Below are 12,368 nucleotides of genomic sequence, written 5' to 3' on the forward strand. Positions count from 1 at the left end.
GGAGAGAGAGACAACGAGACAAAACTGCAGTGGGTCTTGTCTCGCCTGTCTCGCGGGCATACGAGACAACCTCGATATCGCTGCAATCCAATGCTGACGGGCATTCAGTGGAATCACGTCGAGCTTGATGCGCTCATTTGTCTCGCGTGTCTCGCGCCTCAGACGAGACAACTGAGAAATCGGCCGCTTTTCCCCTTCGCGAGACAAAATCGGGGGGCTCATTGCGCGTCTCCTGCAAAGGCGACGACACCGGCCGTTTCGTGAATCAGGACTGCTTCCGCAAGCGCGGAACAGGCGCGATACACCGATGTCCGCGGGTACTGCCCATCGAAGTGCTTAGCGACCTCTGCCTTCTTTGCGCCCACCCGGCGCGCCCTGAGGAACTCGAGAACAGCACCTTCAACCGGACCTAGCTTCCGCGTCGTCACTGGCCTGTCCGGAGCGTCTTCTGGCAACACCACGCACGAGGTAATCGGCGTGCCCCACTTCGACAAACCGAGTTGCACAACATCGAGCCGAAAGCCGATGCGCTCGCCCTTGCTGGCCAGGTCGCGCTGCTTCGTGATCTCGGCACACCGGCCACTGGTGGAGTCGGACACCTCGATCTCAGTGTCGATCGCCGCACGGATGCCGCTCCACCCGCGCGCGCCAGCGGCAACAGCCTTCCCTGCGTGGTGGATCAGAAGGAAGTGCGCATCGCACTCGGTGCGAATTCGATCGAAACGCTCGATCACGCGCCCCATGTCCTGGCCGGCGTTCTCGTTCGCGCCGGCGCTAAGGCGCGCCAGCGTGTCACCGACCACGAGCCGCACCTTCTGCTCGCGCTGTGCCTCGAGCTGGCGCACCGTGTCGATGATCGCCTCCGCGTCGGCGTCGCCGTCAAACAGGTTGATCGGGTTGCGCGTGATCGCGAAGTTGGGTACCCGTTCGCCGTGATACAGTTGGTATGCCTGTAGCCGCACCAGCACCGAGGTCGGTGACTCCGCGGCGAGATACACGACGAGTCCCGGCTCGGTCTGCCTGCCCATCCACGGCACACCGCGCGCGATCGCCGCCGCCATGTCGATCACGAAGAACGTCTTGCCGCTGTTCGAATCGCCATACAGCACGCTGCCGCCGCCGGCGGTCAGGAGCCCTTGCACCAGTTCGTCCGGCGCGGCAACGGCGTCCGGCAGTTCGTCGGCAAACGCGACGTCTAGACTGAGTCGCACCTCGGGCGCGCGAGCGGCGCGCAGTAGATCCGCAAGCGCGTCGGTACCGTGCTCGACCTCGTAGTCGTTCGCGTCGTAGTTCGCCGGCCTGTCGGCGGGCAGACCCACCCACGCGCCGGCGACGTCCCGCGCGATGGCTTCGGCGTCCGTCTCTTTACCGCGGTCGGGCACGATCACGATGCGCGCCGCCGGGTAGCGCTCTCGCAACAGCATCGCAACCGTCCGGCAACGGCCAGCGCCGAATGTCACAGCAGCGGCGGCGGTGTAGTCGGCGCGCACGCACGCCCACGATTGGCCGATGCCTTCGCACACGTACACCGTGCCATCGGCGACGAGCTCGCCGACCACAAAGAGGCCGTCGCTGAACTGCGCGCCCGGCATGTTGAGCTTCTTGCCGACGCCCGGCGGCGGGATGAACTGGATCGTCCGCAGCTCGCCGTCGAGCGCGCGGACAGGTACGGCCAGCCAACCGGCGACCGGGCGCCCCTGGATGGTCAGCGCGCTGTCGGTGGGCACCGCGCGCAGCCCGTCGACGCTGCCGCGCTTCGCGATGATGTACGTGTGGTCAGCAGGTGCCTGCGGAAAGCTATCAAGCAAGGCATCGAGATCGGCCGTCGGCTTCCGCAGACTACGCACCGCCTCGTGCGCAGTCTGCGTCTGGCCGGATACGCGCTTTGCGGGCCGCTCTTTGCGAGGTCGCCCGCGCGCGTCACCGCCACCGATACCGCCAGCCATGTGGAACAGCGTCGCAGCGCTAATGCCGCCTTCCGGCTTGATGCTGCGCCACACATTGCGTGCATCACGTTCGCCGCCGAAATTGGCGCCGCCCGCGGACCAATCGAGGAAGTCATCCTCAGACAGTCCGGCCGCCTTCGCCGCCATGCCCGCGCGGACCCACTCCTCGCGACTGCAGGTCGCATCGAGCGATCGCAAAGCTGAGCGGGCACGCTCGATGTCGTCGTAACCGTTCTTCATGCGGCGTGACGCACCCCATCCAGCCCCGCATGACCTCGGCGCGCGAGCAGCTCCAATATCCGGCGCACCTGTGATTGCCACACAGCGAGATCCGCAGCGCTCAGATAGCCGTGCTCGGCGCAAAAGGGTAATGCCTGTTCCAGACGCTGGTGGGCGCGATCGTCGAGCCTGTCTGCGACCGCCAACGCCTCGGCTAGTGATACGTGCCACGCGCCGCCGGGCATCTGCGGATCGCGCAGTTGCACCGTGACGTCTTCGCCGGGATTCAAGCCGATGTCGTCGCCGATCCATTCGAGCTTACCCATGGTGTACCTCCGCGATCTCGGCAAGACGAAGAAGCGCGTCGGCCAGAATGTCGATCGCCTCGTTCGGACGATCGGACGTCGCAGCAGCGCGCAGGGCGGCGCGCACAAGTTCGACTGGGAATTGCGTTTGCTCAGGACGAGCGAGGATACGGCGCGGCATGGTGCGGCCTCCATCGTGATTGAGGAAGGCCCGCGTCCCGTCGCCAAACGGGGTGGGCGGGCACTGAACGGGGTTGGCGAACCGGCACGATGGCACCGGCAGACCCAAAGGTCTCCCCACCCAGGCCCACCCATTGAAAAGGCGCGCGAAGGCATACGGACGTAAAAAAACCGCACTGCGGCGGTCGTCCGCCATCATGATCGGGTCGCCAAACCCGGTGCCCGTTGTCTCGAGCACGGTTGCAGTATAGCCCGATCCTTGTGGTTTGCAATTGCCGGCAACGTTCAGCATGCTCCGGCCTCCAACGTGTCGGAATCGAAATGCGCGGCAGCATCGAGCAACAGCAGCAGGACACCGGTGAGAGCTGCACGCGAGACGAGCATCGCGGGCTTACGCTCGAGGTCCGTGCCGGCGCTCGTGCGCAGCAAAACGAAGCCAGGGGTCGTCGATGCTTCGATGTGGGCGTGAATGGAGGTCATCATTGCCCCTCCGCCCGGTAGTTCAGAGGGTCAGTCAGCCAGCGCTTGATTTCCGCATTGGGCCACACGACGAGTGTGGCCGATGCGCGTACGCCGCGTGGAAAGCGGCCCGCCGCCTCCTGCAGACGTACCCATTCGCGCGAGAAGCGCACGAACGGCGCTAGATCGCGCCATCGGCTGTAACCGGTCGTCGGAAATGCGTCGAGGTTCGGGAGGAGCCCGCGCGTGTTAGGAGCCGACGGTACGGGACCGCCCGCGCGCACGTCTGCCCGAGATTTGATTTCCATACCGTAACCTTGTGGTTTGTTGGTGGATATGGGCGAAATTTATCGATCAAGCACTCCGCAGAAAAAGAAAGTCGCAAGATTTTCAGATCGTGAGTTTCTGAGGGTGGGAGCACTCAGGATGACCGGCGCGGGCCGGCCGTCGGCCGCACGCGGCGCGCGCACGATCGCGCGCCACAGCCATTCGCGCACGCTGAGCGGTTGCAGCACGCCCCAGTCGTGCGCGAGCCGCAGGAACGCGATACGCACCCAGCGGCGCACATGATCGGGCCGGCCGGGCGGCGGCGCGTGGAAGAACAGCCGCACGAACCAGTCCACCCGCGTGCGTTCCGCGGGCAGCCCGATGCCGCGCGCGCACCAGTCGGCCGCGCGACGGCCGAACGCGCGCAGTCGCGACGCGAGCGCGGCCTTCATCGCGCGGCTCCCGCACGGCCGGCGACGGCCGCCTTCAGCCACGTGTCGACCCAGTTCGCGACGCCGTTCAGGTCGTGCAACGCCTGCGAATACGGCGCATCGTCGAAGATCCAGCTGCCGCGCGCGAGCGCTTCGGGCATCGCCGCGTCGACATGGATGCGCTGCTCAAGCATCGACGCCGGCCCCGCGACCGCGCGCAGCATCGCCAGCGCGTCGCGCTGCATGTCGCGCGCCGGGTTCAGCCGGTTCACGACGATCTGCAGCGCGCCGCGGCCGGCCCGCAGCGCGCCGAGCCGCGCGGCGGTCGTCGCGCACGCGACCGGCTCCGGCGGCACGACGACGACCGGCCGGCCGCGGCGCGCGAGCAGCACCGCGAGCGCGGCGGCCAGCGTCGTGCGGCCCGCGCCGCCCGTCGTCGACGTGAGGGCGATCGTCTTCATCGTGCCACCTTGCTGTCGCGTTCGTGGCCTTCGCCGGCTTCTTCGCCGCCGACATCCGGCAGCAGGCGGCCGCGCAGCGCGACCGGCACGAGTTCGCACGGCACCGCGTCGCGCCGGTCGATGCCGCGCGGCGCGTGGAAGCCGCGGCCGATGCCGAGGTGCTGCGCGACGATCCACACCGGCACCGCGATCGCGATACCGACGATGAAGCCGATGACGAGTTCGGCGATCATGCGTCCTCCTGCTTGCGCAGCGGCATCGCGCTGCGGACGGCGCCGCGCGCACGCGCGGCGGGAATCACGGGGTCCGGCGATGGGGCGTCGACGGCATCGGCGGCGGGCTCGGACGCCTGCGGGGCGCCGATCGCGTCGAGCGCGACGACGGTATCGATCGCCTCGATCGCGTCGCTCACCTCGCTCGGGTCGGGCAACGCCGCGCCGGGAGCGGCGTGTGCGGGCGCTGCGCGTGCGGCGCCCGCAGGCTGCGTCGCCGCGAACAGGTCGCTGTAGTCGGCGATCGGCGCGCGCCGGTTCTCGGCCTTCAGCGCATCGAGCTCGGTATCGATGCTGCCCTGGCCGAGGCACACGACGCGATCGGACAGCGTATCGACCGGCACGTCGAAGATCCGTGCGAGCGCGTCTTCGGCGTCCACTGGCTCGCACGCGAACAGGAACACGAACAGGTGCCCCGCATCGGCCGTCACGACGTCGCCCGCGCGGCGCGCCCGGCAGTGCCGCAGCGCGTCGACGTGCGACACGCCCGGCAACAGCGTGAGCTTCGCGAGCGTGTGCGGCAGCGCGAGCACCGCGCCGCGATCGAGCACCGCGCGAATCCGCAGGCAGAACGCGCCGACCGGTAGATAGCCGAGCACCGAATCGCCGAGCGCGGCCGCGAGCGCCGCGCGATAGTCGGCCGCGACGGGCCGCGCGTAGAGCTGGCCGTGCAGCGCATGCACGGCCGCCTGCATCCGCGAGACGGGCAGGTCGCGCGCGACGACCCGGTTCGCGCCGACGCTCAGCACGAGCACCTCGAACTGCTGGCGCAGCACCTCGCCGCGCTCGACGACCGCGATCTTCAGCGCGCCGCCGCACTGCCGGCGCAGCGCGTGCACGTCCGCGCACAGCGCTTCGAGCTGCGCGTGCGAGCGGAACACGAGCACCGCGGTCGCGGCCTGCGCGTTCGCGCACGCGGCGACGACGGCCGCGTTGTCGTCGACGATCTCCCACCCGTCCGGCACGCGGCTCGCGCCGTCGAGCACCGCGCGGCTGACCACCACGCGATCCTCGTCGCTCGCGAGCTTCATCCGGCGTGCCGGTTCGACCGCGCCGCCATCGACGCTCGCCGACAGCCGGCCGCCCGGCCCGAAGCGCAGCGGGCGCACCTCGCCGGCCGCGAGCGTGTCGCCCGCGCGCCAGAAATCGACCACCCACAGCAGCTCGCCGTGGGTGCGCTGCAACTGCGCGACGCCCGAGCAGATCCCGTGGAAGCCGCTGTGCGGCGTGCGATCCGCCTCGCGCACGAGCGGCGCATCGTCGGCGCGCGCGTCGTCGGCCGCCCGGGTCGCTTCGGGGTCGAGCAGCAGCACGAGCGCGATCCGGCGCGTGCGGCACCAGTCGGCCAGCGCGCTTTCGGTATCGAGCTTGCGCGCGAACGCACGCGCAGCGAGCAGGGCGCGTGCATTCCTAAGCGATGCGGGTTCGAGCAGATATCAGTCGGGTAGCGGACCGCCCCATTCTTCGATCATATAATCCGCAACGCGCTTGGTCGCCTTGCGGACATCGTCATCGCTCACATCATTATCAAGCACAATGGTTGCCGTCATCGCAACTGCAGAGGTCATCTTCGGATCGGGTACCCTGAACCCATTATTCAGGAGTTCGTAAATGAAGGCCCGAAGATATTCCCACTTGCGATTGCGCTGCCTGCTATTGAGCGCGGCCCCTGCCGGACCGTCTTCGTATGGCTCGAAACGGCGAGCGGCAGATGCCATGACCCTAATCAAGTTTTCAGCAGGAGGAGCTGATTTCCATAGCATCTTCAGCCGATCATTGCCCGGTGCATCAATGACTGAACTCCCGAGAAGCGAGTCACCATCGGCAAGCCACCGCCCTCTATGTCCCTCGCTAACGCCAGTGCAGTCCGCCATGCGCAGGAGTTCGCGTACAGAAAAAAACTCCGGCGGACCACTGATCCCAATGCGCTTAAATTGCCCGAGCAGCTTGGCGAGACGATCGGCCACCACGGCTATCTCCTGCGCCACCGTCAAGGCATCTCGATGCGCGTCCCGAAACTCGCTGTAATCGTTGTTCGTGTTCAGCGCGGCATGGAAAAAGCCCTCGTATCCATTGCCGCCACTGAGCTCCGTTTCGAGCAACTCAAACACATTGCGCAGCCGGGAATCCAACACGATCCGGCGCACCCTTGCTGCAGCCTGCACCCAGTACTCACTACGCCGCGCCTCATTACGCGTCTCAGCTTGGTGCGCTTCGTCGTCGCCGTCACAAGCAGGCTGGCGCAGCTCGCCGAGCTTCTCCTGGCTACTGCTGTAAAGCCTGGAGAATTGGTCTAGCTGCCTGGTGACGTAGTGGCGGACATCCTCCGGCACATACGCGGGAAATGATACGTGCGCATCCATTTATCGCACCCTCATGCGATGTAGCCCCTCGGCGGAAAAGAAACCGCGCCAGCGAGGTGAGGGAACCCCGTTTTTGCCCCGTCGGGCTAGGCGCGGTATGGGAAGATTATGCCAAATCGGTACGTACGCGAAGTGTGCCGGCTGCTGCCTTTCGTGAGCGCGTCGGCGTCAGTTCTGCGGCGCCGTCGTCGGGGCTCTCAGCGGCCGCGAGCAGTGCGCGCAGCCGCTCTTTCGCCGGGTCGAGGTCCGCGCACACGCGACGTTCGGCATGAAGCCAATCACCGACGGGCGAGCCCCGCATCACCGACACGCCGCGCTTACGTGCAGTCTGCTCGATGTGACTCAGATAGCACAGACGCCGATCGACGGCCTCCCAGCGGCTAGCCTCCACGGAAAGTTCATCGAGCGGAACGAGGTGTTCGCACTCCGCAGCATCGCGATGGCCTACATCCGACTCCGCCAACGGCTGCCGCGCGGCAGCGATGTGCGGCTGCGGCGGTGTAGTCACCGCTGCAAGCCGTCCTGCTCTTGCCGCGAGCCACTCATCGATCACGTCTTCAAACCACCCGCTGCGCTTAGGCATGAGCTCGAACGGCTTCGGGAACGTGCCGTCCGCCATCATTCGGTAGATCGTCGACTGGCCGAGCCCGATCTTCTCGACCAAGTCCTTCATGCGGAGCACTTTCATAGCTTGTGTCCTTCCCAGGCACTGCGATACCTATAAGGCCCTCCATGCAAACGTCTAGCGAGTGCCCCATGGGTTTCGTTCGGCTCTTGCGTTTAAGCTGCCTTCCGGATCGGCATCAACGGTGGCCGCGACGTGGGCGTAGTCGAGTTGGGTAACACGCCGGCGCGTTTCGCGAGCAGTGCCTCGAATGCAGCCCACGTCAGGATGATGCGCCCGTCGGCGCGCGTAACCGGCGTTAGGCCGAAATGGCGCTCGAACCACGCCACTTGCGCGCTGCGGCGCTTCTTTCCCGTCACATCGACGAGATCGTCGTCGTTCATCAGTCGGGTGTCCATTATCGAGACCTCGTCATCATGCAGAGTTCGACCCAGCCACGAATCTCGCGTTCGTAGCCGGTCAGGGTTGAATTCAGGTTCGGCGGCGCGGGCGGCGCGGCGACGCTCGTCTCCGCAACGGCCTCAGGCAGTGTGTGCCCGCGTGGAGCCGTACAATTTATGCGTTGCGCGCGGCGATCAGCTCATCGATCTGAGCAATCGGGATACGGCCGAGGCCGTTCAGCTTCAGCTTCCCCGTGCGTACGAGCGTGTGCACGGTACGCGCCGTAATGCCGAGCATTTCAGCGGCCTGCGCCTGGGTAACATGCACTGGCCGCGGATGAGTCTCCGCATAGAGCTGCACCGCGCGGCGGGCGATCTGCGCAACCAGTTCAGCCGGAAGCCTATCGATACCTGCAGCCGTGATCGATCTCGCTCCACCAGATCTCGAATATTCGTTGGCAGTGTCAATTGCATCGCGACAGCTTCGCTGGAGACGCTCGAAAGCTGCATGTACGTCACCTAATTCCACGGATTCTTCCTCAGGTCGAACGCCGGCAGATCGGCCGACCGCTATCCACTCCGGCTACGCGCCGAAGTCCGAGCGCGAACCTTCCAACACGCCCTTGGCCTCTTCGATGGCTCGCGCCGCCGGCGTCAGGTTCCGATCGTCGCCATGCTGGCGGCGCGCGAGATGGATGTGCAGCAGCGCCGTATCCAGCTTCCCCTGCACGATCTCGATGTCGTATTCGTTCATCGCAACCCCGATTGCATTCGTTCTGTATTCAAGCCGCAGTCGCGCCGAACTTCCCGATGACGACCTTGCGCCCCTCGTCGATCTGCGCGTCGACGAAGTCCGCCCACAGCGCCAAGATCCGGCGACGCTCGTCGGCATACTCAGCCCGGTTGTAGACGCCCTTGATACCCTTGATCGAGTGTGCGAGCGCCTTCTCGATCGCGTCGGACGGCTGCCCCATCTCGTGCAGGTGCGTCGATGCGGTGCGGCGGAAGTCGTGCAGCACGAAGTGCTGAACCTCCATGTCCAGCGCGCGGACAGCCTGGTTGAGCGTGCTCTTCGCAATCGGACGATCGGCGCCACGCGAGGACGGGAAGACGTACTGCTGACTGGTGCGGTTCTCATGCAACTCGCGCAGCATCGACACGACCTGAGGAGCAAGGTAGACCCAGTGCTCGCGATCCTTCTTCATCCGCTCGGCGGGAATACGCCAGACGCCGGCGTCGAGATCGAACTCGTCCCAACGCGCCTCGATCAGCTCGGACTTGCGGACCATCGTCAGCACGAGCAGATGAATCGCAAGCTTCAACGGCCGCCGAATGCTGGACGCGTAGACCGCGCGCAGCACATGCCCGATTTCATCCGGCGACAGCACGCGATCGCGACTTTCCTGCGTGGCGACAAACCGCGCTACGATCGCCTGCGCCGGATTGGTCGTCACGAGCTGGCGGGCGATCGCGTACTCGTACATCCGCTTGATCACGTTCCGCGTTGAGAGCGCCATCTTCGGGGCGCCGCGCTGCTTCACCCGATCGCAGATGGCGAGCACGTCACCAGGCGTCACCTCGGACACCGACTTGCCGCCGATGGCCGGATAGACGTCCTTCTCGAGCGCCCGGGTCGTGGTCCGCCGGTACTCCTCCGACTTGTCGGCCATCTGCTGCTCGATCCAGTACGCGCCAAACGCCCGAACCGTGTCGAGGCTCTTCATCGTGCCGCGATCCTTCCGAGCGTCCGCCACCGGTGACACGCCGCCGGCGACGATCTCGGCGTACCGGCGCGCGCGCTCACGGGCGATGGCGAGAGACACCGCCGGATAGTCGCCGATCGTCACGGTCGGCTGCTGCTTGCCATGGAGGGAGTACCGGAAACGCCAGATCTTCGCCGCGGACGGCATGACTTCGAGCACGAGGCCGCCGCCGTCCGATACGGAATAGCGGGACACCTTCGGCTGCAGGGCCTTGATCCGCGTGTCGGTCAGTGGTTGGACGATTCTGGGCATGGTTAGTACACGATTTTCAGTACACGGATGTCATGTGTACTGAAATGTGTACTAATACAGCCTTGGTGTCAATGGGGGAATGTTGGCAAACTTTGCGAAGGATTCAGCCTAAAACCCTTGTCAAACAACGATCTACTTGGTGATGTTTGGCAACGATGGGGGACTGGTCATTTCCCAATACAAAACCTGCTGAAAATCACCCCCAGCAGATCATCCGACGTGAATTCCCCGGTAATCGCATTGAGCTGCTCCTGCGCGAGCCGCAGTTCCTCGGCAAACAGATCGAGCGACTGCGCGCGCTGCTCCGCGTGATCCGCCGCCTGCGCGAGATGTTCCTGCGCGGCTCGCAGCGCGATCAGGTGCCGCTCGCGCGCCAGATAGACGCCTTCGGCCCCCGCCTGCCATCCCGCAATCCGCAACAATTCCGCGCGCAGCATGTCGATCCCGTCGCCGCGCTTCGCCGACAGGTGGACCTCGGTCAGATCGCCCTCCGCCGCCGGATGCTCGACACACGCCGGCACGCCCGTCAAATCCGTCTTGTTCAACACGCGCACCACCGGCACGCCGCCCGGAAACCGCGCGGCGATCACTGCGTCATCGGGCGTCATCCCCGTGCGCGAATCGAGCAGATGCAGCACGACGTCCGCGCGCTCGATCTCGCTCCACGTGCGCGCGATGCCGATCCGCTCGACTTCATCCTCCGTCTCGCGCAGCCCGGCCGTATCGATGATGTGCAGCGGAATCCCTTCGACCTGGATCGTCTGCGCGACCTTGTCGCGCGTCGTGCCGGCAATCGGCGTGACGATCGCCAGCTCGGCGCCCGCCAGCGCATTCAGCAGCGACGACTTGCCGACGTTCGGCTGCCCCGCCAGCACGACCGACAACCCTTCGCGCAACAGCGCACCCTGCCGCGCATCGCCGAGCACGTGCGCGAGCTGCGCGCGGATCTTCGCGAGCTTGCCACGCGCGTCGGCCGCTTCGAGGAAGTCGATTTCCTCCTCCGGAAAATCGAGCGTCGCCTCGACCAGCATCCGCAGCGTGATCACGTCCTCGACGAGCGCATGGATCTGCCGCGAGAACGCGCCGTCGAGCGAACGCCCGGCCGAGCGCGCCGCCGCCTCGGTGCTCGCCTCGATCAGGTCGGCAACGGCCTCGGCCTGCGCGAGGTCGAGCTTGTCGTTCAGGAACGCACGCCGCGTGAATTCCCCCGGCTCCGCGAGCCGCAGCCCGAAGCCGCGCCCCGCATCCAGGCAGCGCTGCAGCAGCAACTGCATCACGATCGGCCCGCCATGCCCCTGCAGCTCGAGCACGTGCTCGCCGGTATACGAATGCGGCGCAGGGAAATACAGCGCGATCCCGCGGTCGAGCGGCGCGCCGTGCGCGTCGAGGAACGGCACGTAGCTCGCATGGCGCGGCGCAAGCTTCTGCCCGCACAACGCGTCGATCAGCGGCAGCGCGGCCGCCTCGCCGCCGCGCCCGAACGACACGCGGACGACGCCGATGCCGCCCCGGCCGGCAGCAGTGGCAATGGCGACGATCGGATCGGAATCGGTAGCGAGCATGGCAATCGGAGCAATCGGGTAATCAGCGAGTCAATGGTGCGCCCGCGCAACAGTTCGGGCAAAGGAACGCCGGCATTGTAGCGTGCGGGCTCATAAGCCACCGGCTGCGGCGCCCGATTCGGATTTGCCCGAATTTATCCCGCCGGGGATAAGCCGAGTATGAGTTCGGTGTCACGACACACCGACCATTTCGGACAAGTATGTTTGCTGGAGCGGCTCGACACTGCGTCCCTCAATTTCATCGCCCATCCTGATCCGGGCTGGGATTCATCCGAATGAGATACTTTTATCCCATATGGTTGTCTGAGATGCGGCGATGAAATTGCACAATCTCCCTCATGCCGACATCCGAAGAAAAAGCCGCGTTCTCGGAACGCCTGAAATTCGCCCTGCGGCGCAGCCCGGAGAAGGTCACGGGCGCGACGGAACTGGCGAACCGATTCAATCTGCGCCACCGCGGAACGCATCCCGTTTCGCCGCAGACCGCGCACAAATGGCTGACGGGCCGCACGATCCCGACGTCGGACAAACTCGAAACGCTGGCCGAATGGTTGCGCGTCGAAGTGCACTGGCTGCATTACGGGCCGTCGCCGAGCGTGGTCGAACATCCGACGCCGCAACCGCTGCCACGCGACGAACGCTATCCGCCGACACCCGAGACGATCGAACTTGCTTCGAAGATCGAGGCGCTGTCCCCGCATCAGCGCTACCTGGTTCAGGAACTGGTCGAGCAGTTCTACGGCGATCCGAAACTCGAAGCGAAGAAGGCCTGAGCAGCAGCAACCGCCCGCGCCGCCGCCGAGGAAACAAAAAGCCGCATGGTCATGAACCATGCGGCTTTTTTTGCGTGCCTCGCGGGCGGCTGGCCGCCCACGAGTACGAC

At 65.9% G+C, this 12,368-nt stretch carries 15 protein-coding genes and 2 pseudogenes; 1 reads left to right on the forward strand and 16 read right to left on the reverse strand.

The features are described 5' to 3' along the window. Positions 1–218: 218 nt before the first annotated feature. The 16 genes and pseudogenes from CFB81_RS16390 to mnmE form a co-directional block, all read right to left on the reverse strand. The gene (locus CFB81_RS16390) at positions 219–2,186 is read right to left on the reverse strand and encodes an AAA family ATPase (RefSeq protein WP_089435804.1); all 1,968 of its coding nucleotides are present in this window, start codon (positions 2,184–2,186) and stop codon (positions 219–221) included. After that, positions 2,183–2,491, reverse strand: a complete 309-nt coding sequence (locus tag CFB81_RS16395) for a hypothetical protein (protein ID WP_089435805.1) — start codon at positions 2,489–2,491, stop codon at positions 2,183–2,185. The genes CFB81_RS16390 and CFB81_RS16395 overlap by 4 nt, the downstream gene beginning before the upstream one ends. After that, positions 2,484–2,942 (reverse strand): hypothetical protein, encoded by a 459-nt coding sequence (locus CFB81_RS16400; RefSeq protein ID WP_143328599.1) that lies wholly within the window; start codon positions 2,940–2,942, stop codon positions 2,484–2,486. The genes CFB81_RS16395 and CFB81_RS16400 overlap by 8 nt, the downstream gene beginning before the upstream one ends. Then, the gene (locus CFB81_RS35490) at positions 2,936–3,133 is read right to left on the reverse strand and encodes a hypothetical protein (RefSeq protein WP_256976192.1); all 198 of its coding nucleotides are present in this window, start codon (positions 3,131–3,133) and stop codon (positions 2,936–2,938) included. The genes CFB81_RS16400 and CFB81_RS35490 overlap by 7 nt, the downstream gene beginning before the upstream one ends. After that, positions 3,130–3,417: an AlpA family transcriptional regulator gene (locus CFB81_RS36575; RefSeq protein ID WP_256976193.1), complete on the reverse strand. Its 288-nt coding sequence runs from the start codon at positions 3,415–3,417 to the stop codon at positions 3,130–3,132. Before CFB81_RS36575 ends, CFB81_RS35490 begins: the two co-directional genes overlap by 4 nt. 126 nt (positions 3,418–3,543) lie before the next feature. Continuing rightward, positions 3,544–3,828 (reverse strand): annotated as a pseudogene (locus CFB81_RS16410) (UDP-forming cellulose synthase catalytic subunit); the annotation flags it as partial. Then, complete coding sequence (locus tag CFB81_RS16415; protein WP_089435808.1) at positions 3,825–4,268, reverse strand: cellulose synthase operon protein YhjQ/BcsQ; 444 nt, start codon at positions 4,266–4,268, stop codon at positions 3,825–3,827. The pseudogene CFB81_RS16410 and the gene CFB81_RS16415, both read right to left, overlap by 4 nt. After that, on the reverse strand, positions 4,265–4,501 hold the full coding sequence (locus CFB81_RS16420) for a hypothetical protein (protein ID WP_089435809.1): 237 nt from the start codon (positions 4,499–4,501) through the stop codon (positions 4,265–4,267). The genes CFB81_RS16415 and CFB81_RS16420 overlap by 4 nt, the downstream gene beginning before the upstream one ends. After that, positions 4,498–5,904, reverse strand: a pseudogene (gene bcsE / locus CFB81_RS16425) (cellulose biosynthesis protein BcsE); the annotation flags it as partial. The gene CFB81_RS16420 and the pseudogene bcsE, both read right to left, overlap by 4 nt. Before the next feature lie 72 nt (positions 5,905–5,976). Further along, positions 5,977–6,903: a hypothetical protein gene (locus tag CFB81_RS16430; RefSeq protein WP_089435810.1), complete on the reverse strand. Its 927-nt coding sequence runs from the start codon at positions 6,901–6,903 to the stop codon at positions 5,977–5,979. A 106-nt stretch (positions 6,904–7,009) separates the two neighbouring features. After that, positions 7,010–7,591: an AlpA family phage regulatory protein gene (locus CFB81_RS16435; protein WP_089435811.1), complete on the reverse strand. Its 582-nt coding sequence runs from the start codon at positions 7,589–7,591 to the stop codon at positions 7,010–7,012. Between the two features lie 92 nt (positions 7,592–7,683). Then, entirely contained in the window at positions 7,684–7,926 is a 243-nt protein-coding gene (locus tag CFB81_RS16440) for a DUF4224 domain-containing protein (RefSeq protein WP_089435812.1), read from the reverse strand. Positions 7,927–8,083: 157 nt separating this feature from the next. Next, positions 8,084–8,437, reverse strand: coding sequence for a helix-turn-helix domain-containing protein (locus CFB81_RS36580; RefSeq protein ID WP_256976194.1), 354 nt, complete (start codon positions 8,435–8,437; stop codon positions 8,084–8,086). A gap of 54 nt (positions 8,438–8,491) precedes the next feature. Then, positions 8,492–8,662, reverse strand: a complete 171-nt coding sequence (locus CFB81_RS36125) for a hypothetical protein (RefSeq protein WP_155754170.1) — start codon at positions 8,660–8,662, stop codon at positions 8,492–8,494. Between the two features lie 28 nt (positions 8,663–8,690). Further along, positions 8,691–9,923 (reverse strand): tyrosine-type recombinase/integrase, encoded by a 1,233-nt coding sequence (locus CFB81_RS16450; RefSeq protein WP_089435813.1) that lies wholly within the window; start codon positions 9,921–9,923, stop codon positions 8,691–8,693. 167 nt (positions 9,924–10,090) lie between these two features. Beyond that, positions 10,091–11,485: a tRNA uridine-5-carboxymethylaminomethyl(34) synthesis GTPase MnmE gene (gene mnmE, locus CFB81_RS16455; protein WP_089435814.1), complete on the reverse strand. Its 1,395-nt coding sequence runs from the start codon at positions 11,483–11,485 to the stop codon at positions 10,091–10,093. 338 nt (positions 11,486–11,823) lie between these two features. Here mnmE and CFB81_RS16460 point away from each other — a divergent pair, with 338 nt between their 5' ends. After that, positions 11,824–12,258, forward strand: coding sequence for a transcriptional regulator (locus tag CFB81_RS16460; RefSeq protein WP_050018236.1), 435 nt, complete (start codon positions 11,824–11,826; stop codon positions 12,256–12,258). Positions 12,259–12,368 lie beyond the last annotated feature (110 nt).

The organism is Burkholderia sp. AU28863 (assembly GCF_002223195.1).
Lineage (GTDB): Bacteria > Pseudomonadota > Gammaproteobacteria > Burkholderiales > Burkholderiaceae > Burkholderia > Burkholderia sola.